The 24698-nt window shown below is 60.4% G+C and carries 15 protein-coding genes; 8 read left to right on the forward strand and 7 right to left on the reverse strand.

What is annotated here, in order from left to right:
• Positions 1-33: 33 nt before the first annotated feature.
• From KKY_RS13045 to KKY_RS13070, 6 genes are read right to left on the reverse strand one after another with little or no spacing between them, the layout of a single operon-like run.
• Positions 34-1164: an iron-containing alcohol dehydrogenase gene (locus KKY_RS13045; RefSeq protein ID WP_014131836.1), complete on the reverse strand. Its 1131-nt coding sequence runs from the start codon at positions 1162-1164 to the stop codon at positions 34-36.
• A 16-nt stretch (positions 1165-1180) separates the two neighbouring features.
• Positions 1181-1945 carry an enoyl-CoA hydratase/isomerase family protein gene (locus KKY_RS13050; protein ID WP_014131837.1) on the reverse strand — a complete coding sequence of 255 codons (765 nt, stop codon included), beginning with the start codon at positions 1943-1945 and terminating at the stop codon, positions 1181-1183.
• A 54-nt stretch (positions 1946-1999) separates the two neighbouring features.
• Complete coding sequence (locus tag KKY_RS13055; protein ID WP_014131838.1) at positions 2000-2974, reverse strand: TRAP transporter substrate-binding protein; 975 nt, start codon at positions 2972-2974, stop codon at positions 2000-2002.
• 32 nt (positions 2975-3006) lie between these two features.
• Positions 3007-4278 (reverse strand): TRAP transporter large permease, encoded by a 1272-nt coding sequence (locus KKY_RS13060; RefSeq protein ID WP_014131839.1) that lies wholly within the window; start codon positions 4276-4278, stop codon positions 3007-3009.
• Entirely contained in the window at positions 4275-4859 is a 585-nt protein-coding gene (locus tag KKY_RS13065) for a TRAP transporter small permease (RefSeq protein ID WP_014131840.1), read from the reverse strand. The genes KKY_RS13060 and KKY_RS13065 overlap by 4 nt, the downstream gene beginning before the upstream one ends.
• 27 nt (positions 4860-4886) lie before the next feature.
• Entirely contained in the window at positions 4887-6080 is a 1194-nt protein-coding gene (locus KKY_RS13070) for a CaiB/BaiF CoA transferase family protein (RefSeq protein WP_083824095.1), read from the reverse strand.
• 344 nt (positions 6081-6424) lie between these two features.
• On the opposite strand from KKY_RS13070, the gene KKY_RS13075 reads away from it, so the two are divergent.
• Complete coding sequence (locus KKY_RS13075; protein WP_041528766.1) at positions 6425-6748, forward strand: hypothetical protein; 324 nt, start codon at positions 6425-6427, stop codon at positions 6746-6748.
• Between the two features lie 1178 nt (positions 6749-7926).
• Positions 7927-9186 carry a hypothetical protein gene (locus KKY_RS13085; RefSeq protein WP_139305151.1) on the forward strand — a complete coding sequence of 420 codons (1260 nt, stop codon included), beginning with the start codon at positions 7927-7929 and terminating at the stop codon, positions 9184-9186.
• 159 nt (positions 9187-9345) lie between these two features.
• Here the strand turns inward: KKY_RS13085 and KKY_RS13090 are convergent, their stop codons facing one another.
• Positions 9346-10518 carry a cysteine desulfurase family protein gene (locus KKY_RS13090; protein WP_090832576.1) on the reverse strand — a complete coding sequence of 391 codons (1173 nt, stop codon included), beginning with the start codon at positions 10516-10518 and terminating at the stop codon, positions 9346-9348.
• Between the two features lie 57 nt (positions 10519-10575).
• Between KKY_RS13090 and KKY_RS13095 the strand changes: the two genes are divergently transcribed.
• The 6 genes from KKY_RS13095 to KKY_RS13120 all read left to right on the forward strand — a co-directional run bounded on the left by KKY_RS13095 (position 10576) and on the right by KKY_RS13120 (position 24649).
• A complete protein-coding gene (locus KKY_RS13095; protein WP_014131844.1) occupies positions 10576-11556 on the forward strand; it encodes a DUF4007 family protein in 981 nt (326 codons plus the stop codon).
• Positions 11553-14894: a P-loop NTPase family protein gene (locus KKY_RS13100; RefSeq protein WP_014131845.1), complete on the forward strand. Its 3342-nt coding sequence runs from the start codon at positions 11553-11555 to the stop codon at positions 14892-14894. Before KKY_RS13095 ends, KKY_RS13100 begins: the two co-directional genes overlap by 4 nt.
• Positions 14894-15724: a phosphoadenosine phosphosulfate reductase family protein gene (locus KKY_RS13105; RefSeq protein ID WP_014131846.1), complete on the forward strand. Its 831-nt coding sequence runs from the start codon at positions 14894-14896 to the stop codon at positions 15722-15724. The genes KKY_RS13100 and KKY_RS13105 overlap by 1 nt, the downstream gene beginning before the upstream one ends.
• A 98-nt stretch (positions 15725-15822) precedes the next feature.
• Entirely contained in the window at positions 15823-17613 is a 1791-nt protein-coding gene (locus tag KKY_RS13110; protein WP_014131847.1) for a hypothetical protein, read from the forward strand.
• Positions 17613-19247: a methylation-associated defense system protein MAD7 family protein gene (locus KKY_RS13115; RefSeq protein WP_014131848.1), complete on the forward strand. Its 1635-nt coding sequence runs from the start codon at positions 17613-17615 to the stop codon at positions 19245-19247. The genes KKY_RS13110 and KKY_RS13115 overlap by 1 nt, the downstream gene beginning before the upstream one ends.
• Entirely contained in the window at positions 19244-24649 is a 5406-nt protein-coding gene (locus tag KKY_RS13120) for an FtsK/SpoIIIE domain-containing protein (RefSeq protein ID WP_014131849.1), read from the forward strand. The genes KKY_RS13115 and KKY_RS13120 overlap by 4 nt, the downstream gene beginning before the upstream one ends.
• Positions 24650-24698 lie beyond the last annotated feature (49 nt).

Genomic DNA, 24698 nt, shown 5'->3' on the forward strand with positions numbered 1-24698 from the left:
CCCTCCTGCAGCTTTCAGGATCCAATTCCCGTCTTACAGACTTTCATGCAGAATTCGAACAAAGTCATCAACACCTATCTCGCGCGCATTGCTCGCCGTGGAGTGATCTTTTACCGCTCCCTCGGCGACGGCTTCGAAACAATCCGGCTTGACCCCCATTTGTCCAAGGGTGCCCGGCAACCCCAGACGGATCGACAAATCCGCTATGGATTGGGGAAGGTCCGCGTCGGCATCAAGGCCCATGGCTTCCCGGATCTTGGCATACTTGGCTTCGGCGCCCGGAGCGTTGAAGCGCAGCACCGCCGGCAACAGAACCGCATTCAGCGTGCCGTGATGAAGCTTGATGCTCTTGAGCCCGCCAAGCGGATGGGAAAGGGAGTGAACGGCACCAAGGCCTTTCTGGAAGGTCAGTCCGCCCTGCAAGGCGGCCATCATCATCTCCGTGCGCGCCTGGCGGTCGTCGCCGTTTTGGGTGGCGGTTTCCAGCCAGCCTGTTGCCCGCGCCAGGCCGTCCAGAGCGATCGCGTCGGCCACGGGATTAAATTTGGGGCTGAGATATGTCTCGATACAATGGGTCATCGTGTCCATACCCGTGGCAGCGGTCAGATAGGGCGGCAGCCCGGCCGTGAGATCCGGGTCACAAAGCGCCACATCCGGAATCATGAACGGGGAAATGAACCCCAGCTTCCGGCCGTCTTCCAGGGTCAACAAGGCTGCCCGCCCCACTTCGCTTCCCGTTCCGGCCGTGGTGGGTACCGCAATAACGGGCGGCTTGTTCGAAGTGATGCGCCCGGCACCGCCCAGAATGACCGCGTACTGTTCGAGCGGCGCATCATGGCTCGCCAACAGCGATACCGCCTTTCCCAGATCGATCGCCGATCCGCCCCCGAGGGCCACGATGCCATCGCAATCGGCCGACCTGAACATCTCGACGGCCTCCATGGCAGCCGCTTCGGTGGGATTTTCAGGCGTGCCGTCGTAAACCGCCGTGTCCGCCGGCAGGCCGCCTTTTTCGAGCACGGTGGCGAGAATGCCCGCGGCAGCGATACCCTTGTCGGTCACGATCAGCGGTCGCGAGCTACCCTGCAATTGCAGTTCTTCGGAAAGCAGCGCGATGGCTCCCGCCTCGAACTGAATGCGTGTGAGATACTGAATAAGTGCCATTTCTGATCCTATGTAATTACCGCCGGCGCGCCGCCAGGAAATTCTCGAACGCTGCACGGGCGGGCGGTTGAACGAAATTGATCGCGTACAGCCCCGCTTCCACAAGCATGCCGGTATCGGATGCCGATCCTGCACTCAGGGTCGCGGTCTTGGCAAACTCCAGGGCCACGGGATCCTTGTCGGCGAAAAGGGCGGCAAAGGCCAGCGTATCCGACTGCAAGCTGTCCTGGGGCACGATACGGTTGATGAAGCCGAAATGCCGGCATTGTTCGGCTGTGTAGTGACTGCCGCTCAACAGCATCTCCCGGGCGAAAGCTGGATGCATCCGCGCCATGGCGAGTTGTGTGCCGCCCCAGCCGGCAAACGTGGCGAGGGTGATTTCAGGGAACCCGAACCGGGCCTTTTCACCCGCGACGATGAAATCGCAGGACAGTGCCAGTTCAAATCCCCCGCCCAGGGCATACCCTTGCACCATGGCAATGGTGGGCTTGGGCAGGCGGGCAACCCGCCGGAAGAAGTCCTGGCCTTTTTGCATGGCGCGGAAGGCCTGCACGGCGTCCGCGCCGGCAATATCTTCGACATCCATACCGGCAACAAACGCCTTCTCCCCCGCTCCGGCGAGAATGATCACCCGGGTATCCGGATCGTCGACCGCGGCACTCAACGCCGCATCGAGTGCACCGACCACGTCATGGTTGAGGGAATTGAGCTTGGCCGCACGTTGAATTGAGACAATACGTACAGCGCCGTGCTGTTGCATCCCAACGAGTTCTTCATTCATTGCTAAACCCCGCAACATGCATGCGGGCCGGCGCACCGGCCCGCACGGTCACTATCAGTTACGCGCGGAGATCACCGCGTCGTAGAACTCCTGACCATCGGGAATCTGGTCGATCAGCTGCTGCGCCACCGGATCGGTAGCTTCCACCAGGGTGTCGACATCCGTCTCCACGATGGTGACGCCGGCCTCTTCCATTTCGGTGATGGCATTGTCATAGGCCTGCTTGTAATAGTCCTGGGCATAGGCCATCGCCTCGTCGGCAGCCTGCTGAACCATTTCCTGTTCCACGGCCGTAAACGAATCCCAGCGCGATTTCGACATGATCAGCAGCGCCGGCATATAGTGGACGCGCGTGAGGTTATAATAGTCGGAAACCTCAATGAACTTGTCCGATACGAACTGGTCCGGGGACGTATCCGCACCATCGATCACGCCCTGCTGGAGCGCAAGATACAGGTCGGCATAGGCCATCGGTGTCGGCTGCGCCCCCAGGGCGGAATAGCTATCCACATAGCCGGGCGACTGGATGACCCGCATTTTCATGCCGGCGAAATCATCGACCGAATTAATTGGCCTTGACGCGAAAACATTGCGTTCCATGGCCGAGAACCAGCCCAGTCCCACCAGTCCGTATTCCGGCAGTACGTCGAGAAACTTGTCGCCCGCCGGACCAGCCAGGATTTCGTTGGCCTGATCGACGCTGTCGAACAGATATGGAATATCAAAGATGAGGAATTCACGCGCCGTATTGGTGAGCGTCGACTGTCCGGTAACGAACACATCCTCTGTACCCATCTGGGCACCCTGGATCATGGTCAGTTCCCCGCCGAGCTGGGAATGAGGGAAAACGGTTATATTGATCTCCCCGTCAGACCGTTCCTCGAGAATATCGGCGAATTTCTGCGCCCCGGCATGAAAGGGGCTGTCGGGAGTGAGCGTATGGCCCAGGTTCATATCAAGGGCATAGGATGGCACTACCGTCAGCATCACGCCAAAGATAGCAGCAGTCGTTTTTTGCAACAGGTTCAAGATAATCCTCCTCAGATTGTTGCGTTGAAGATCTAAAGCAGCGCCGTGCTGACGGCCGGCACGTAGGTGATGATCAGCACGTTGGCGATCAGCACCCCCAGGAAAATCAGCAGATAGCGCACCAGTTGCTCGAGTTTCAGACCGGCGATTTGGCACACAACGAACAGGTTCACGCCGACCGGCGGCGTCACCATGCCGATGGCGAGATTGACAATCATCACCATGCCGAAATGTATGGGATCGATACCGAACGAGACCGCCACCGGCGCCAGGATCGGCGCCAGGATCAGGATCGCGGCAAGAGCTTCGATGAACATGCCCACCAACAGCAGCAACACGTTGGTCAGCAGCAGGAACAGCACCGGATTGTCGGAAATGGCGCCAAGCATGCCGGCCACTTTCTGCGGCACCTGGTTGACGGTGAGCAGATAGGCAAACACGGCTGCAAACGCCACAATCAGCATGATGATCGAGGACATCACCGCCGAGCGTGCCAGAACACGCGGCAGATCCTTGAAGCTCAGCTCACGGTACACGAACAACCCGACAAAAAGGCCATAGAGCACCGCGACGCAGGAGGCCTCCGTCGGCGTGAAAAAGCCGCCATAGATACCGCCCAGTATGAGCGCCGGCATAAGCAGTGCCAGAAGGGCCTGGCGGAACGCCGTCCACAGGCCCGACATCCAGCCCCCGAAGCTGAGCGGCACGACCTCGTCAAACCCCTTTATGCGGGTGACGACATAAACAGTCAGCACCAGTGAAGCGGTGATCAGCAGACCCGGAATGATCCCGGCAATGAACAGGGAAGCCACCGACACGTTGGCCGCGAGTCCGTAGATCACCATGGGAATGGAAGGCGGAATGATTGCGCCCAGCTCTCCCGAGGCAGCCGTTACCGAAGCCGCGAACGCCTTGGGATATCCCTTGCGCTGCATGGCCGGGATAAGCGTGGAACCGATCGCCGCGGTTGTTGCCGACGAAGAACCGGAAACCGTGGCGAACAGCATGGAGGTAACGACTGCCACGGCGCCGAGCCCGCCGTGTATCCAGCCTACCAGCGCATTGGCCAGCGCGATGAGCCGGCGCGCAATGCCGCCGGACTGCATGAGATTGCCCGCCAGCACGAAAAACGGAATCGCCATCAGGTTGAAGGAGTCCAGGGACTGGAACACCGTCTGCAACACGATGATGAGTGGCCTGCCGTCGATTTCCAAGGCGATGGCTGCGGACAGACCCAAGGCCACCATGATCGGCGCGCCCACCAGGAGAATAAGGGCGCAGGCAATAAACAGCACGGCAATCATTCGACGCCTCCCACATCCCGCACGTTTCCGGAAACATCTGTGGGAGCCGGCGCTTCCGGATCCTCGACCCCGAGGAGCGTACCCACGACCAGCACGGCTACATTGGCCACCATGAGCACGGCGCCAACGAGGACGCCACCATAGACGGCCGCCATGGGCATCCGCAGGACGGGGGACCATTGGCGCATGCCGAATTCGACAAGCATGATAGCCTGCCAGGTGATCATCAGCACAAGCGAAAGGGTCAGAAGGTGCGCAACAACTGCCAGCCAGCGGGAGACCCGCGGCGGCATGACGGCCACAAAGGCATCGACCCCGATGAGCCGTTTCTGGCCCGCGGCCACCGCCCCCCCGATGAACACGCTGGCGATCATCAGGTAGCGGGCGACTTCTTCGCCCCAGGGGGCGGCGAGCCTTATGCCCGTGTAGGTGTAAAGCAGCCTTACGAACACGGCGACGGCAACCGCCAGCACCATCCCCGCCAGGCACAAACCGGCGAACATGGCGGAAACCGAATTTACCCGGTCCATCACTTTCTGTACGGCGGCAAAGCGCCGGTGTGCGGTTGAATCTGCAGTCATTGACCCCTCCTCTCCCTGTCGCCGTTTCTATGTGCCTGGCCGGCGAACCACACCTGAATCGAACAGAGTCTCGATTTCGTCGTCGCTGTACTCCAGCATGTGCAGGATCTGTTCCGCCTGCGCGCTCAGGGGTTGCGGGGGCAGGGACACACTGGCCGTTGCCTCGTCGTACCGTATGGGATGATTGACCAACCGGATGGGCGAGCCGGTGGCGCCCTCGACCTCGATGAACGTGTCATTGTGCCGAACCTGGGGATCACGCACGACGTCGGGATAATCATTCACGACGCTGTGCCAGACCCCTTCCGCGTTCAGCCGCTCGACCCAATGGGCCGTGTCCTGCTGGGCAAAGGCCGCAGCAACGATCGCCGCCACTTCCTCGCGCTGCACATATTGGGCGTTCTTGTCGAAATCGTTGAGTTCAGGGCGGTCTATCGCCTTGGCGAGCAGGGAAATTTCACCCAGGGAAATGGCAATCTCACCGTCCCGGGTGGCATAAATGCCGTACGGTGCAGCGAAGTACCAGCCACCAACATTCTTCGGCTGATAGACAGTCTCGGGCTGCTCCCCGTTCATGAAACAGGTAAAGGACTCGACCTGCAGATCGATCGCGGCCGAAAGCAGGTTGACGTCCACCCTGCCGCCCTTGCCTGTCTTTTCACGGCGGAAAAGCGCCGCAAGAATACCGAGCGCAAAGAGCGCCGCGCCATGATGGTCCGCAGCCGAAACGCCGACAGGACGCGCCCCGTCGGCCGACCCGGTAATCCTGGCCAGGCCGGACATGGCCTGAATAAGAAGATCCTGGCCAGGTCGGTCGGCATAGGGGCCGTCTGCCCCGAAACCTGAAGCAGCGGCGTAAATCAGACCCGGATGTCGCTCAAGAAGGGTTTCGCAGCCCAGCCCCAAACGGTCCATGACGCCCGGGCGGAAATTCTCGGCAAGCACGTCGGCCTGCGCGATCAAACGCTCGACCACTTCCCTGCCGGCCTTGCTCTTCATATCCAGCGCCAGGCTGCGCTTGTTCCGATTACCGGCGAGAAACAGCATGGATTGATCGTCTATGCGCTTGTTGGCACCACCCCAGTTTCTCTGAAACGCCCCATCCAGGGGTTCCACCGAAATAACGTCAGCGCCCAAGTCCGCCAGATGCTGAGTTCCAACCGGACCCAGCAAGAAGTGGTTCAGGCTGACCACACGCACTCCACTCAGCAAATTCAACATGACACCAACCTCCAAAAGCAACAGCTTTACTAACCATCTGGATAGTATGTGTCAATAGTTCTGCTCTTCTGCGGGGTCTCCGCAGATCAGCGTGCGCCCTTCACAGCGGTTGCGGACACACCAAGATACGCAAGGACCTCATCATTTTCTACGAACTGGCTATCTACCAGTCAGGCGGGTCGGCTTCCCTTCCACCTCTTCAGTAGGCTTGCTGATGCGGCGGTGCTGGCTGCCTGCGACGATCCTGATGGGCACCGACGAATCGCTGGCACCAGCGCCGCCACCGCCTGCCGCACTTCAATGTAGAGGGCAAACTGGCCGGGCGCGACGGTAGCCAACTGCTGATGGCCGGCGCGTCGATGGACCTCGATAAACACGCTGCTGCGCTGCCCGAATCCATGGCGCTGCTTGCTCAAGAGCCGGAGTATGCGACACTTACGACCTCTGGATGGCGGGACGGGGTTGTCAGCGCTATGGGCGGCGTTCATGCCAAACATCGGGCTGCAATTCGAACCTCGCCTTGCTTGACCTTGGGGTGCCCGAAAAGTAGGAATATTTCTCTCGGCGACACGATCGTTAACTACAGCCAGCTCTTTCCAAACCCAAATCGGACGTTCGAGCAGCCTTCGGTGCATGTTAGCTTTCCAGACTTTGCCAAGATCGCCTGAACGACCCTGACAGTCTGTTTCGGAGGCCGCAGAACTAACCTGCTACGCGGGTGGAGAGCGCATGGCGAGGTGGTAACAAGTCGAACTCGTCGCGACTGATTGGGCGCCGAACGGATCAAGCGGATAATCTTGGCACCTTCAAGCCAGGAGCCGCATTATGATCACGCCCATTCCTTCCTGCCCGATCAGCCCGCTGCGTACGCCTCCGATCGACGACATGAACATTCGCCACTTCTCGATGCCCCCCCCTAACCGAATTGCATCTACCTTCTTACGGCGCCCTCCCGATACGGCGACTGCGGACAACGTGCGTGATGCCGTCCGCTCAAGCTGTGGCTGATCGCCTTGTCCATCGTCTGAAACACCCCGATCCTGCATGAACTCCCAGCTTGCGTGATCAACGCGCGATGCATACGAACGCCCGAAGGGCGGCGAAGACTGGGAAACCCGTATTGAGGACGTCCTCGATCTCATAGAGGATGATGCGTGACGCAGGTCACGCAAGAACCGGGAACACCCCCGTTACCTCTTCATACGCCATCACGCTCGTTCGTCGCGGTACAGTCATCCACCTTGACGCACGCAAGGCCTCTCGAGGTACGCCGACGCTATCACCTGGGCGGGGGGCAACTTCCATTTGGGTGAGGCGGCAGCGGACGAGATCAGTTTCGAGGGCGCGAGTTCTTGGAGATTGAGTGCATGATTTATCCACCCCTTAAAGCACGCTTAAAATGCCCTATTTTGGATAGATCAAGCGAGATGCATTGAAGCGATTCATATTGTGATCGTGAAAGCGCCTGATGAGGGTCAGCGCCCTTCCCCCGCTCCAAGGTTAAATAATGTGAATCGCTCGGATGCATTTCCCGGTAGTGGCGCAGTTTCCTGCACCTCCATCGCTGTTTGAGGGTGAGATCGATCACCGCTTGACGCTTTCAGGCATGATGGCCAGACTTTGTGATTGATACTTTGAGCGAGAGAGCCTTATGCGGCGACCGTACATACCTCATCCAGGGCCCCTTCCCTCCGCGGAGGAAGCTCAACGCCGTTGGGTTCGCCCCACGGGCGGAGAAGTTCCTTACGAGGCTTACGTCGATCTGGCGCGCGAGGGTATAGCGCCGTTTGACTACTCGGTTGTGCCGGAAACCGGTGAAAGTCATGCCCAACTCGTGGACCGGGTGATGCGATCGGGCGACCTCAACGTTCAGGCAGCGCACGCAGTTGCGATTGGCCTCCAAGGCTTTGAGCACCGGCGAGAGGGACGGAAGGCCGTTCACGCCGCAGAACTTCTGGCTCACCATGAGACCGCTCGGTTTCGGACCGATCCAACGCCGGTCCGCGGAGATCTCGACGCCTGCGTCTCGTCGGTCGCATTTGAGTCTGTTTCTCCATCGATCGCGGTCAATCTCTCTGCCCTGCGTTCGTTGAGGTGGGACGGAAAGCTCCGCCCGCAGGACATACTCCTGCTCTGGATCCTGATCGGGTGCGCGTCCGCCGGCCGAACGCCGCCTCGGGTTTCTGTACTCAAGGAAGGCTTCGGGATCTCGCGCCCTCACGAGGGCCTCAGGAGACTCAGGAACGCAACATTTTCTTTCAAGGACGATCCCGACATTGCCCCTGAGAAATGGCTATCGGACTGCACAGTATCATCCGAACGACTTTTGGAAATTGTCAAACCGACGGCAGGGGGTGAGAACTATGCCTATCTCGAGCTGCGCACGCTTGCCGCTCTGACCGCCCAGTGGCAAGAAAAAGCACTGCGAGGGGTTATGGCTGCTGCGGTTCGGGCCCGGGCATACTGGAGCGGGGGCGGCATCGTCCGCTGGGGGCTTTCTCGTGGCGAGGTAATGGAGCTGTTCTGTCTGCCAGAGTCCAGCGATTGGAGTCGGCTGAGAAAAGAGCGTTTGCAGCCCTTCTCAAGGATACTTGAGAGCACCATGGCGCTTAAACTGGATGAGCCCTACTCGTTCGGTTCCAGATTTCGCGTCAGCTATGGCACGGTCAGAAACGAAGATCAGCAAGGGCGCCCGGCGGCAGGAATTGAGCTCACTATTCGTGTGATCGGGGCCCCAGAGGCGGAGGTGCCAACACGAGGTTTCGCTCGGGAGCGCACGCAAGATCGGGCGAGTCGGCAACAATCCGAAGTTGAACTGTTCGGATTGGGGAAGGCCCTCACACATGACGAAAGAAAACAGCGGCGCTCTCTTGCAGCCAAGAAGAGCTGGAAGAAGCGTCGCACCGCGTCCCCTCGGCCTGCGGAACAATCTCCACCCCGCCGACCGAACAAAGACGAGATGGAGATCGCCCGGACACTGGGATTTCTGACCGAGACGCCACAGGAGGCCCTCACCCGCACCAGCCTCGCTCGAGGTCCAAATGCTATGCCGGCGCGAAACGAGCACACACTCGAAACTCCATCCAACGAGCCGGACGAAGGATAAATGAGGCTGGCACGATCCTGACCAACCTTGTCTGCACGAACACACGGGCTGCATCGCGATGAGATAACGCTGATCGTATAATGCGCGCCCTCGTCATTCACGAAACCCCTCACCCAAGTCTCGCTGACAGTCGCAACTTTCGATTAAATATCGTTCCCCTCACACTAGGCGGGACAACGCATTTGCGATCTCTACCGCGGCATAAATTGCATCCTCTTTCGTCGTAGTAGCACCTATGCTGAACCGGATGGAGGAACTGGCTTCCTCTTCCGTCAAGCCTATGGCCATCAAAACGTATGAGGGCTCCTGGAAGCCGGATGCGCAAGCAGATCCCGTTGACGCCGCGACTTTCGGCTGTAGCAATTGCAGCAGCTGCTTCGCATCAGTTCCTTTGATGGATATATTAAAGTTTCCCGGGTGCCTTAAATGAAGGTCTTTCACCCCGTTCAAATTGAATTCGACCCCATTATTTCTTAGGGCTTTTTGAAACGCATCTTTAACCGACGCAATCCGTTGCAGCTCAGCGTCGTTCGAGGCTGCCAATTCGCACGCGGCCCCCATTCCCACGCAAAGCTCAAGCGGGAGGGTACCCGGCCGCATTCCACTTTGTTGCTCACCGCCGAACAGGATGGGAGCAATCTGCGGCTGTGAATCTCGTGCGATATATAATGCACCGATCCCCATCGGACCTCGCATCTTGTGCGCCGAAAGCGCCATCATATCGCAGTGAGCGGCCAAATTGGCGATATTCACTCCTGCCGGGCCCTGCGCCGCGTCGCAATGAAAGAGGGCGTCCCCCTTGAGACTGTTGATGGCGGCAATATCTTGGATGACGCCGATCTCGCTGTTTACTAAGCCCGCCGATATCAACGCCGTTCGGGGGTCTACCACCCGATTGATAGCTTCAAGAACAACTCTCCCATCCCGGTCGACCGGTAGATCGCTGACTTCAAATCCGAACTCCTCGGATAGCGCTCTACATGCCGCCAGCACACTTTTGTGCTCGATGGGAGTCCGGAGGATCCTGTCCTTCGAAACTCGCATGAACTTTCGAACACCGAGAATTGCCAAATTGTTGGCTTCGGTTGCCCCTGAGGTAAAAAAGACCTCGTCAGCGTCTGCGCCGATCAGCGCTGCGACCTGCTCCCGCGCCTTCTCGATTTTTTTCGCCGCCTCCCAACCAACGATGTGTTCGCTTGAGTGGGGATTTCCGAACCCTGCTGAGCGCATTGCATCGCGCACGCGCTCATCGAGGGGCGTAGTGGCTTGATGGTCAAGATAAACGGGCTGCATGCTCTCCGCCTTCGACCTGGAAGACATCTCCAGGTCCATTGATTGTATCGGCACCGTGTTCTACTGTCACGAAAAACCCGCTTGGCAGGTTCAGTAATGGCTAGAGGCCCGCTTTACGAATTAGAGTACCGTCCGCAATTTTCGGGGCATGAGACCTTTCCGCTCAAGTATGGCTGGCTGAAAAAGGCAGTGGACGCAGTATCGGAAAGTCCCGAATCAGAGCCGAACAGGAAATTGTTTTTGTCGGACGACGCCATAGGGCATTTTGGCGTGGGCAAGAACATGGTCGCCTCGATTAGGTATTGGTCGGAATCGGTTGGCATGGTGACGCCGGCCGATGCGACCGGACGCATTGAGGTTACTCCTTTAGGCAAACTGATATTTGGTCCGCAAGGGTTGGACCCCTTCATGGAGATCGCCGCCACGTCATGGCTTGCCCATTGGCGCCTGTGCGGCCGACCAAACCGTACGACATGGTATTGGGTCTTTGGCTACCTGCCTGACACGGACTTCGAGCGCGACGGCATCACGCGAGCGCTTGTAGCCCTGGCTCGAGATCGCAAATGGCCCAGAATTTCCGACGCCACCATCAAGCGTGACGTGGATTGCTTTATCAGGACCTATGCGTCGCGCGCAGTCTCGGTTGGGGCGGTGCATGAGGATAGTCTTGAATCCCCACTCGTCGAGCTCGGCCTTATCCGCGCGATCGGCCGCAAGGACGGGTTCCGCATGGTCCGCGGCGCCAAGCCCACGCTTGGCATGGGCGTATTCCTTTATGCTCTGCTCAATTTCTGGGAGCGTTACGCGGGATCTACAAGCTCGCGCAGCAATTCGCTGTCATTTGAGGCGATCGCCTATGAGCCAGGATCTCCCGGGCGGGTTTTCCTGCTCGATGAAGCCGATCTCTCCGATCGTCTCGCAGATCTCGAAGCCTTCACCGGTGGCGCCCTGATGTGGTCCGAGACCGCCGGGTTCAAGCAGGTGTTGCGCCGCCGCGTCATCGACGAGACTGGTGCCCTCGAGTTTGTGGCGCATGATTATTCAGACGTTGCCGGCTCCATGAGGGTAGCGTCATGAGCCTTATTGAACGCGTCGCCATCGAGCCCCGCTTTCAGCGTGCCGTGCGCATCGATACCGATCTCGGCGATGCCGAAGCCCTGCGCGGGTTTGTCTGTCCGCCCTCTTCGGTCGCCATTCTGCAATCGATGGCCGAGCATGTCTCGGATACCGGGCAGGCCGCTTTCACCTGGACAGGCCCTTATGGCTCGGGGAAATCGAGCCTTGTAGTCGCGCTGAGTGCGCTGATGAACGGCAACGGCTCGCTGCGCGATGAAGCGGCCGGGATCATCGGTCGGGACGTCGCCAACGAGATCTGGGACAAGCTGCCACCTCGCAAGAAGGGGTGGCGCATTCTCGGGATCGTTGGCCGCAAGGATGACCCGGTCGCGATCTTTGGCGAAGCGCTCGTCAGGTCGGAATTTGCGCCGGCGGACACGGTGTGGACAGAGACTGCCGTCCTCGACACCCTCAAGCGTCTGGCGGCCGAGAAAACCGACAAGCATGGTGGGCTGCTCGTCTTTGTTGACGAAATGGGCAAGATGCTCGAGGCCGTGGCGCGCGGTCACGGTGACGTTCACCTGATCCAGCAAGTGGCTGAGATTGCGTCGCGCAGCAGTGGCAGGCTTGTGTTCGTCGGCATCCTTCACCAGGCTTTTGACGAATATGCGGCCAAGCTCTCGCGCGATCTGCGTGATGAATGGACCAAGATCCATGGCCGGTTCATCGACCTGCCGGTCAATGTGGGCACGGAAGAACAGATCGCCATCCTCTCGCGCGCCATCAAGGGCGAGCCGGGGAACAAGGCACACCTTCCCGCGGCCAAGGTTATCGCTACATCTATCGCGTCCGGCCGAGCCGAAGCTGTCAAATCTCTCACGGATCTGCTGGCGACGTGCTGGCCCCTGCACCCGGCGACGTCGGCCCTGCTTGGACCGATCTCGCGACGACGGTTCGGTCAGAACCAGCGCAGCATCTTTGGGTTTCTCAATTCTGCTGAACCGCACGGGTTTCGTGATTTCCTGCGGCTCTCCCAGAGCGGCATGTTCACCCCAGACCGGCTCTGGGACTATCTGCGGGTCAATCTCGAGCCGGCCATTCTGTCCTCTCCTGACGGCCACCGTTGGGCGGTGGCGGCCGAGGCGATCGATCGGTGCGGCGCCATGGGTGGCGAAGAAGTGCATCTTCGGGTGCTCAAGACGATTGCCGTGATCGATCTGTTCAAGGATCGCTCGGGGCTTTCCGCCTCCGAAGCGGTTCTCGCCGTGTGTGTGACCGGCAGCTCGGCATCCGAGATGGATGCGGTGCTCAAGCAGCTCGCTAAGTGGTCGCTCGTCGTTTTCAAGAAGTTCCTGGGCGGCTTTGCGGTCTATGCCGGCAGCGACTTCGATATCGAGGCCGCGATCGAGGCCGAAATCGGGGAGCATCCCCAGCCCGACATGGCACTGGTGCGCTCGCTCTCGGGGCTGCAGCCGGTCCTGTGCAAGCGCCACTACCATAAAACTGGTGCGCTGCGCTGGTTCGATCTCGATATCGTCCTGTCGAGTGGGCTCGAGAAACACATCGAAAGCTATAGGCCGGCCGATGGCACCATCGGGCAGTTCGTGCTCGTGGTCCCGGACCAGGGTGAGACCCTCAAGGACCTGGCGGCAATGTTCAAGGGTGTTGATGCCACGAACGCCGACTGGGATACCGCCTTCGGGATCGCCGCCAGCACCGACTACATTCTCAATCTCGCCCGTGAGGTCCAGGCCCTTGGCCGGGTCCGAGCCCACCCCGATCTGCAGGGCGACGCCGTTGCCCGGCGGGAGGTTTCGGCGCGTTTGGCCGCTGCGCAATCGATGTTTGAATCGGAAGTGACGAAAGCCTTCGAGCAGGTCGAGTGGCATCACGGCAAGGATCGTGTCGAACGCGTGCCACTGCGCCAGCTGAGCCAGATGGCATCCGAATTCGCAGACCACCGCTTCGTCAAGGCGCCAGTGCTGCACAATGAGCTGCTCAACCGGATCAAGCCATCGAGCAATGCTGTCGCGGCCCAAAATGTCCTGCTCAAGAAAATGGTCGCCGATGGCCATCTCGAGCGGCTCGGCATCGAAGGGTTTCCCGCCGAAGGTGGCCTCTACATGTCCTTGCTCGCCAAGACCGGTCTGCATGGCAAGCAAGGTGATAGTTTTGGCTTTTTCGATCCGCGTGAAGGTAAAGACCCCGCCGGCCTCGGGTCGTTCTGGAGCGCGGCGGAGAAATACCTCAAGGCCAACGCCAAGCGGTCGGTATCGCTCGACGAGCTTTACACCCTCTGGAGCAAGAAGCCGTTCGGCCTCAAGCGTGGCGTCATGCCGGTTCTGGCGATCGCTTTTTTGATGACCATGCGGTCAACGCTGGCGTTTTATCGCGACAGCATCTTCCAGCCCTTCCTGCGCGACATCGACATCGATTACCTCGTCAAGGACGCCACGTTGTTGCAGGTCCGGTGGATGGATCTCAGTGAGGATGCGCGCGAACTTTTGTCCGGCCTTGCTGACGTGGTGCGTGATCTCGATCGGGAAAACACCTTGAGCAATCTCGAGCCGATCGATGTGGGACGCGGGCTCGTCGCGATCTATGCGCGTCTGTCGCCATGGTCCCAGCGCACCCAGCGCCTCTCTTCGAACGCCACCGCGGTGCGGCATGTCTTCAAGAAAGCTGCCGACCCCAACAAGCTGATCTTCAACGATCTTCCCGGATTGTTTTCGGCCCAGGGTGTCGACCATGATGTGGTCATCGCCAATGTGCGCGAAGGCCTCAAAGAGCTAGTCTCCGCGCACCCCGAGATGCTCCACCGCATGCGTTCTGAACTGCTCTCCGAGCTGCAGGTCCCCAACGCCTCGCCCAATGCGATCGCCGATCTGCGGGCCCGGGCCGAAAACATTCGGGAACTGGCGGGTGATTTCCAGCTCGAGGCGTTCGTCGGGCGCATCGCGACATTCCAGGGCAGTGACGAGGACATCGAAGGTCTGGCGAGCCTTGCGGCCAATCGCCCGGTGCGGGACTGGTCCGATGCCGATATCGACCGGGCTGCGATGGGGCTGGCCACGCTCGCGCAGAAATTCAACCGGGCCGAAGCCTTTGCTCATGTGAAGGGCCGCAAGGACAAACGTGAGGCCATGGCGTTCGTTGTGAACGTCGGTGGGCGACCGGCACCAGTCTTTGGCGAATTCGATGTCAGCGAGGCCGAAGGCGTGGTGGTGGACGATCTCGTCGCCAAACTGACCGCTCAGATGTCGGGTGCCGACAGCAAGCTGGTGCTGGCCGCTCTCGCGCGGTACGGCGCCGGAATATTGACGTCCGAAAAGGACGACGACAAGAGAAAGGCCGTCTGATGGTTGAACGCCACGTTCTGGGGTTGTCGGGTGGCAGGGACAGTGCCGCACTCGCGGTCTATATGCGCCACCACCATCCCGAGCTCGACATCGAGTACTTCTTCACCGATACCGGCAAGGAGCTTCCCGAGGTCTACGAATACCTCGGGCGCCTTGAGGGGGTCCTCGGAAAGCCGATCCTGAGGCTCAATCCCGACCGGGATTTCGATTTCTGGCTCATGCAGTACAACTCGTTCCTGCCCTCGGCGCAGACGCGTTGGTGCACCCGCATGCTCAAGCTACGCCCGTTCGAGAACTGGGTGAAGCCCATGCTCAAAGACGGCGACGAAGTCACTTCCTATGTGGCGATCCGGTCCGACGAGGATTACCGCGAAGGCTACAGTTCGAAATCGCAGAACCTGTCCGTCCGCCTTCCCTTCCGTGAAGACGGAGTCGACAAGGCCGGCGTGATCGAGCTGCTCGAAGCCTCGGGCCTGGGACTGCCGTCATATTATGAATGGCGCTCGCGCAGCGGCTGCACCTTCTGCTTTTTCCAGCAAAAGATCGAGTGGGTGCGCCTGATGGAGCGCCACCCCGAGGCCTTCGAAGAGGCCAAGTCCTACGAAAAGACGGCCGTGAAACACGGCTCGCCCTTCACCTGGAGCCAAGGGGAGTCTCTCGAGGAGTTGGCTCATCCCGATCGCGTGGCCCAGATCCGCAGCGATCATGCCGCCCGCCTCGAGCGCATGAAGGCAAAGATCCAGCCCAACCCGCTGCGTCCGGATGGGGAGCCGATCGATATCGATGATCTCTATGGTCAGTCCAAGATGTGCCTGACCTGTCACAAGTAACGGGCTGCGGGCTCGACTTTAACGAGTCCTCCAGTTTTAATGCCGAAGGTGCGGGCAAGGCTCTGTCGGGATTGGGTTTTGGGGAAATGGGGGCAGGAATGAACAATAATGCGTTGGTGGATTTCCTGGCGGCCTATGGGCCAACATCTGACGGCAACAACATGTACGACGAGTTCGTCGTCGAAGCCGCCGCTCGTGCCGGGGTCGAGCCGATTTCCATTCCCGAAGGTCATTCCAGCCAGATCGCCGACGATCTGCGAGGGTCTCCGGCCCGGTCCGTGGTGTTGACAGGTACCGCGGGGGACGGAAAGACCTATACCGCCCGCAAGGTTCTCGAGCGCCTTGGCGGCCCCACCACGCTCAAGGACATCACGTCCTTTACCGATCCGGAAACCGGCCGGTCCATCATTTTCATCAAGGACATGAGCGAGGTCACCGCCTCGGAGAAGTCATCTCTGGTGCCACGGATGATCGCGTCGTTCACCGATCCGGACCCCCGCGAGGTGTTTGTCTTTTGCGTCAATGACGGCCATCTGCTGCGCTCGTGGGAAGAACACATGGGTGGCAGCGCCGCCGGCAGAGATATCCTCACGATCTTTCGCGAGCTCCTGCGCGACGATAAGGAGGTGCCTCCGTCTCCCTATTCTTTCCGCCTCGTCAACATGTCGAGGACCTCGCACGCCTCTACGATCAACGCCATCATCGATCAAATCTGCAACCACCCCCGCTGGAGCGATTGTGGCTCGGGGTGCGAGACGGGTGCTCAGGGTCGGTGCCCGATCCAGATCAACCGGCAGATCCTGCTCAAAGATGGTAACGCTTCGATGCGCACCCGCCTTCGGGCACTGGTCGAGATCTCGGCAGCCGACGAGCGGCATCTTTCGATCCGACAGATCATCATCCTTGTGGTCAACGCGCTGCTCGGCGACGCCAAGAATGTCTATGCCACTCCACTGCTCAACTGCGCGCGGGCGTCCCAGCGCGCCGCGGACGGGGAGTACGCCTACACCAATCCCTACACCAACGTTTTCGGCGATAACCATCCGCCGACCCGGCGTGCCCAGAATGCTGCGTTCTCGGCGCTCAATGAATTCGCCATCGGGTTTGAGACCAACAATTTCTTCGACGACATCCTCATGGATGCCAAGCTCGACGGCATCGATCACCCGCAATATGGCAGCGCGAGCTACGCACAGGCGCGGGCCGACTATATCGAGAACCCGACCGACCATATTGTCGAGCTTCGCCGCATCCTGACCGCGCAGCGGCGCCGGCTGTTCTTTGAGTGGCCCGATGCCGCGCCCGACGCGCGAGAACAAAGCCCCTGGCAGCTCTCTGTGCACAGCTACGGCGATCACTACCTCAACATCCTTTTGAGCGAGGACGAGCGCGACCCCGAGATGTTTCGCAGGACGCGGCCGCGCTTGGTCAAAGGGCTCAACCGTGCCCTGACGGGATCTTTGACCGAGACGTCGGACCGCCTCTGGCTGACACAACCCTCGGGTGTCTACAAGGGCGCCGGTGTCCCCATCCTCGTGACGGGCCCGATCAACTGGTCGGGCAAGCCCTACAACCTCAACCTGGCCGCCCCGGCGTCTCCCGGCCGACCACCCCTTCTGCAGCTGATCGCGTCCTATACACCTGTTGAAACCCTGGCGTCGCTGCCGCTCACGCCCACCCTTTTCGAATACCTCATGCGGGTCAGCGACGGCGCCCTGCCGATGAGCTTTTCCAATCAGTGCTTCCAGGATGTGCGCAACTTCCAGATCCGATGCGTCGGACGCATTCTTGATCGCGAGAAGGAAGACGGCACCAATTTCAAGGCCGTCGACACCGAAGGCGAAACGCTGGCCGAACGCTCGATCGGCGCCCTGGAGAGTGAACTGTGATGCTTGATGCCGTCGAAGCCCCAGCAGGCCCCGTCACGCTTCGTTCTCATCTCGGCGACGGTGCCGACACCCTCATGTGGGTGCAAGAGGAGTTGTTCGGTCACCGGTTCGTCGAAGAGCAGCTGCCCTATATGCTGGTGCTCGAGGTCCTAGCGATCTGCCGGGTTCTCCAGCTCGGCGACGACGGGCGGCACTATTCCGAAACGCGGATTTTCAACCAGAAGGGGCATACGCCCCAGACCCACGAATCCATCATCATCCCGGTCATCCGGTCAGTCGAGCTGCGCTACATCCTGTTCAGGGACAATTCGCTCGACCGCATCGCCAAAGATGAGCGCATCGCAGCACAGGACAGGTTCGATGCCTGGGTTGAGGCTCTCAATCGCGGCTTTGCCAACGAGGTGCGGATCGGCGGGGTCAACTTCGCCTATCTCAAGGACCGGTTCGATGGCAATTTCGAGGATGCACGCCAGGCCGTCAGGATCATCAAGGGCCTTGAGCTCGATGTTCTCAACAATCGCCGCTACACCTCGAAATTCCTCGCACCGCGCGGCCCAAGTCTGATCCTCAATGATGTCGACTTGAAGTATGTCGCCGACCGCGCCTTCTTCGGCCGCGGCGGGGAGATGATCTATCTGATGCTCAACCGTTCGGCGCGCGCCAGCGATGTCGCGCGCGAGGTCAAACAGTATTTTTTGAGCACCAGCGATCCGGCCGAAAGACTGGCCTCTCGCCTCGTCCCCAATACCAATGATCGCACCCAGGGCGGGGCGATCGGATATTTGCCACTCGACTCGCATCCCGCCTATGACCGCCTGGCCGAGGACTGGAATGCGATCCTGACCTTGCGCAGTCTGCCGCCGCCGCAAAAGTTCGAGCCGCTGTTTCGCATGACGGCGCTCAACCTCGTCTGCTATTTCGCCGACCGCGCGCGGGAGGTCAGCGGCAACGCGGTCGACCCCATTCCGCTCGATATGACCGGTGGCGCCAATTCCAACCTGCGCGACGTATCCAAGAACTATCTCAACCGGCATAAGCAGGTGATCGACGACGCCGTCGAAAGCCATATTCGGGAAAAGATTGCTGGCGTTCATGCCTGGAACGTGGCGCTCGCGCACGAAGATGCTCCAACCCGTTCTGAGATGGCCGTTGACGCCATTGTGCGGACCTTCGATGCCAAGCGGTGGGCCGACAAGGCGGCTGCCTCGGAAGGCATCAAGAAACCCGAGGTCTGGCTCGAGGCCTTCATTTCCGCAACCAAGCGTCGCGACCGCAACAACATTTCCTCGATGATCACGCCTCTGGGCAAGAGCAGCGGCTTCGTCGTCGCCCGCCGCAGCGCGGGCACCTGGTTTTCGGCGTCCGACGAATTCCTCGAGGCCCTGGTGCTCGCGACTGTCCGCGGCCCCATCACCATCGACGATTTCCTCACACAGCTCTACAAGCGCTACGGGATCGTTATCGGTCCGGCCGAGCAGCGTGAGGCCTTTGATGAGCCACCCTGCGATGTTTCGGCCTTCGAAGAGAATTTGCGGGTGCTGGAAAAGCGCCTAACGGGCCTTGGTTACGTGAAGCGGCTGTCGGACGACTGCGCCTTTGTCTCCAACGTCTACAGCCGGGACGAACAATCATGAACGCGATCACCACCGCCCCCGAGGCTGCCGACCGCCATGCAATCGAACGCGCCGACCTGATCGGGCGCGTCATCTGGGGTATGGTTGGTCAGGAGGTTGATCGCAAATCCGGTCGCACCCTGATGCTGCTCGCCGGTCTCAAACCCGAGCACCTGGCCGGCGTAGCGCGCCATTTCCCGGTGATCGAGGGAAAGTCGGTCACGCTTGCCATCTCGAGGGACGTTGACCCGACTCTTGCACGCGCCCTCGACGCCCGGTTCCTGACTGATCGCCCCGGCGTCTCGTATCGCAATTCCGATGAAGCCGACGTCGTCCTGTTCGCCGTGTCCGACAAGCAGCGTGACACCGTCGGGGCAAGCCTCAACGCCGTCACGCGCGTTGATCGCCGATCTATCCAGGACAAATCCGATCTGTGGCTCGCGGTCATTCTTGAAGGCGCCGGAGACGCGATCAAGGGCGACGAGCACCGGACATGGATATCGGCAATGCTCGCAGGGCTCGATGCGGCCGACGTCACCAAGGACCTCGATCAGTTCGCCGAGTTCGTGCGCAGCTTCATGGCGCTCAAGGAAGAGCCGCTCGACAATCGCCTGCGCAAGTCCGCTCCGGCCCTCAAGCTGCCGCTGGCCAGCTTCGGCGCCATTCCTGTCCGGGGCCAGCCGCGGGTCAAGCTTGTTGCCGATTTCAAGGCCATGTTCAGGAATGCGTGCCGGGATCTTTCCGATGTCCCTTACCTTTTGGACGCCAAATCGGTCCGGATGCCCGTCGAGCCGATCCTCGATTACCTTGCGAAGCGCGATGGGGAGTTCAAGGCCGACGAAAAGGTGATGGCTGAGGCGATCGTCGAACTGATCGAAGATCGCAAGCATTTGCGGCACGGAGAATGGCGACCGAGCCAGCGCCGGTTCTGCGAAGTCGTCGAGTGGAATGACTTCGGCAAGAACGTCTTCGCCTTCAAGGCGCGCAAGCAGACCCCGACCCTGGTCCAGCGCACACGTTCCTTCATTGAAAACGAGTATCCGGCGCGCCTCGAGGAACCGGCGACCCAGGAATATCTCGAGCGGATCGAGGCCGGCACCAACACCCCCGAGCAGGACCGGGAGTTTTTCAACGCCTGGCAGGATCAGATCCGAACGGTCAAGGACAAAAAGCTCTATGAGAGCTGGCGGCGGCATCTCTTCACCGACGAGGTGAAAGAGACCGACCTCTTGTCGCTGATCGTCAAAGGCGTGCGCTCGCTGCTGATCAAGAACGCTGAGGACGGGATGATCGCCTCGGACGCCGAGGTGATCGTCAAGATCAAGAACGGGGAGAAGACCTCGGCCTGGACCGATCTCAACCCGCGTCTCGTCAAGCTGCTGCGCCTCGAGGGCCAGCTCGTCCAGGACGTTCTGTCCGATCACGTCACCTTCGAATTCGGCAAATGGCTCACCGCCCGCGGCGAGGCCCGCAGCCAGTCGGCCGGCGCCAACCAGATCGAATTCGAGCTCAGGCTCAAGGTCGACGGTGAAATTGCACCGTCGCAGGTGCGCCTGTTCTGGCAGCCGGGCGCCTCGAGCATCGCTCTTGCATGGCCCGAGGATATCGAGGCCTTCGGCAAGGCGACCACCGATGGTTTGGTGCGTGTCGTCACCGGGCATTTCGATCTCAAGCAGGGCGCGGCCGTCGGCGGTATTCCGGCGTCACTGACGGATACGACGAGCTTTGTCGATATTGGCGGTGGCGAGGCGGGCTCCACCGCCGACCCCTTCGATCACCCGGCCGAAAATGATTTCTTTGCGGTCATCCCTGCCGCCCTCGACCAAGCCGTTATCAGTCGCACGATCGAGCCCGAGGCTCGGGATGCGATTTCGGACGCAATGGCCAGTTTCAGGGCTACCTTCGGCGCTGCGGTTTCAGCCATCGTCAAGGATCCAAAAGCTGTCTATGCGGGCAGTCTGATCGAGGATCAGGCCGCAGCCTTTGGTGAGCTGTGTCGCGTGGCGCGTGAGAAACTCGGAAACCGCACAACCGTGCGCGAGACCTTGTTGCGCCCGATCGTCGAGTTTGGCCTGCTGCCCTCATCGAATGGACAGGCCCTGATCGTGCCGGCCTGGCATCCCTTGCGCCTCCTCGAGCGCAAGGCAAAGGCGCGCGATCTCGCCGAATTCATCAGGCTCGCCATCGGATCGCAAAACACATCGGTCGACGGCCTCGAGCGGGCGACCGATGTCCAGCGGTCGATCTTTGCGGAATGGTTCTTTCCCAAAGTGGTTTCCTATGACCTCAGTCCGTTCGCCATGGTCGAGGACTGCGCGGGTTACAGCCTTGCCGTTCCCGTGGACTCCCGGGTTTCGAGCGAGCAAAAGCTCGAGGCCACCGCCGGCATCGCCTGCCGTGAGTTCATGCTCGCTTCCGACAAGTTCATCGAGCTCAATCCTCACGAGGAAGGCAATTTCTCGGCCGCCCTCTACAACGCCGATGCGGTCAGTCTTGCCGGCCTGGTGGCCAAGGATCTTGAAAAGCGCATGAGCAAGAAGGGACATTTGCGCGCCAGCCTGCTCATCACCCATGACAGCTCATCGCGACTGCGCGAGGTCTATACCAAGCAAAATGCCCGCCTGAGCGGGGAGAACCTCGACGAGGTGACCGAAGGCTTTCTCTCACGGCTGCGCGTGGGGGTGGGTCGCGGTGACCCCACGACACCGGGACGGCGCTCCAATATCGACGTCGTCTTCCTGCATGATGCCTTCTTCAAGCATGCGCGCATGGCCTGGGAACTGGTGGATGGGGCGTCCGAGGATCTCGGCGAAGGGATCGATTTCCGCAACGCCTCCTTGCCCCGGCGCCGCACGGATTCTGACGCGGCCGGCAACATCGCGACCAATGCCATCGAGATCTTCATGACCGCGTCGCGCCCGCCCCGGGCGGTGGCCCAGTTCACCGACCTGTGCTTTGTCGCGTCAGAAGATACCAAAGTCCTGCCGGCCGGCCAGCGTGCCCTGCCGATCCAGAGAGTAAACTGGAATGACACGGACGTTTCCAACACGATCCGCAAGGCACACGAACTCGGCGAATGGGTGGTGAGCGTTGACGCCATGTCGAGCCGGCAGATGCTGGCGGTCAATGGCATCAAGGTGATCCGCGACATCCAGTTGCCTGACGTGGATATGCGGGTCCTCGTCTCCTCGCGCGAACCGAGTCAGAACCTGTTGCGCCATCTGCAGGAAGACTTTTCCCAGATGCAGGACAGCTACCTCGGCTCCAACGCCGCTACGCTGGCCGCCCAGGTCGTCAACACGGTGGTCGAGGTTTGCGGTCAGAAGATCCTGTCTTCGGCCCGCTCCCGATCGGCTGCGCGCGAGATCGTCGGCCTGGCGGCCGCCACCGCGATCATCGATCGTGAAAAATCTGTCGGCGCGGTCAAACCGATCTGGTTCTCGCTCGACGACAATCGAGCCTTTTTCAGCCACAAGGGCAAGCTGGCCGACACGCTCGCGCTCGCCATCCGTCGCGAGGACGGCAAGTTCGTCGTCTCCATGACCGTGGTTGAAGCAAAGTGCGTCAGCCAGGCATCCGAGCTGCTCGAGGCCAAATCGAGCCGGGACCAGGTGGTATCGACACTGGCGACAATCGAGACGCATTTTGTCACCCAGGCCGATCTCATGGCCAAGCGCGCCTGGGGTCGGCAATTGCTCTATCTGATGTCGCTCCGGCCCGACTACATCCACTTCTTCGACGACAATGTCGAGCTCGAGGCATTCCGACAGGCCGTTGCCGATGGCGAGGTCGAATACGAGGCCGAAGGGCGCTCGATCGTCGTGGTCCACGATGATGTCGCCTCGGCCTCGCTTTCGGTGGCTGCCGCCGAGCAGAACGATGCGGTCTGGCAGTATACGGTGCGCCAGAAATCGCTTTCCGCTTTGCTCCAGCTTCTGGTCAATCCTCAAGGCGCGCCGGCGCTGGATCTTCCTCGGCCGGATCGAGAGGGTACCGCCATCCTGCCCGAGCCGATCGCTCCACCAGAGACTGATGCTGCTCCGCCTGCCGATTCTGCACCGTCGGTCGACGATGCCCTGATGCAAGCCGTGGCGCAGGGCATAACGGTAAACGAGGCTGAAGCCGAGGATGACGAGGTGATTGAGGCTTCGGACCCGGTCGTCGAGATCTTCCGCCAAAATCCGGGTCTGCCGCCGGCGCTTGAAGCTGTTATGCGTAGCGTCGCCGAAGGCAAGGGTGCCGGGCGGGTCAAAGAGGCCGAGGAACGGTTCGCCGCCGATACCGCCCGCAATCTTCAGGCCGCCTTGACCGAGTTCAAGATGGTCGCGCAGCTGGCCGTACCGCCGACCATTTCCACCCCCAATGGGGTTTTGGTGAATTTTGCCGGCCACTCCACCCTGACAGTCCCCAAGCTCAACACCAAGCTCACCGAGTTGCGGACCACGTTCGGCCTCGACGTCACCGATATTCGAGCGGGTCTCGGGCGCATTTCACTGTTCGTTGCCGCCCAGGAGCGCCGGGTGGTCGATCTCGCACGGGTCTGGCTCGAGACCAAATGGCCCGCGGGATCGCCGCAGACCATCTCGAATTTCCTGCTCGGTCTGCGTGAGGACACGGGAGAGCCGCTCTGGCTTAATTTGCGCGACAAGTATGGCCGCAACGAAGAGCATGGTCCTCACACCCTGATTGCCGGGGAGACCGGGTCTGGCAAAGGCGTCCTGATGCAGAGCCTTTTGCTGCAGATGGTGGCGCTCAATTCGCCCCAGAACCTGCAGATCTACCTCATTGACCCCAAGATGGGCGTCGACTTCCCCTGGATCGAGAACGCACCCCATATGGCGCAGGAGATCGTCACCGATCAGGAAGAGGCCGAGATGGTGCTCGAAACGGTCGTGAGAGAGATGGACCGGCGCTACGAGCTGATCAAGGAAAAGCGCGTTCCCAAGATCTCGGAATACAACCGCCTGGTCCCACCGGAAAAGCAGCTGCCCTACATCTTCGTCATTCACGACGAGATGGCGGACTGGATGGCGAGCTCGGACGAGTACCGCAAGGTGATCCAGCAAAAGGTCACCCGGCTCGCCGCCAAGGCCCGCGCCTGCGGTATCCATGTGATCATGATCACCCAGCGCGCCGCGCAGGAGGCGATCCCTCCGGGTATCCGCGACAACCTCAACAACCGGCTCGTGCTCAAGGTCGCCGGTGAAGCGGGTTCGGTACTTGCGCTTGGGGTCAAGGGCGCCGAGCGCCTGCTGGGTAAGGGCCATCTGGCAGCGAGGCTCGGAGGGGACAAACCGGCCGGCGATGAGTATTTCGTTGCCCAGGTACCTTTCGCCTCCACGGAAGAACTCCAGGCGTACACTGACGCGGTGCTTCATCCACATTTTGGTTTCGATGGAACGGCTGATGAGGTTTCAGAGTGACCTTCGAGGTAGGGCGCGTTGCACATTTCGGCCAGGCGATGCCGATAAG

Source organism: Pelagibacterium halotolerans B2, from assembly GCF_000230555.1.
GTDB classification, from domain to species: domain Bacteria; phylum Pseudomonadota; class Alphaproteobacteria; order Rhizobiales; family Devosiaceae; genus Pelagibacterium; species Pelagibacterium halotolerans.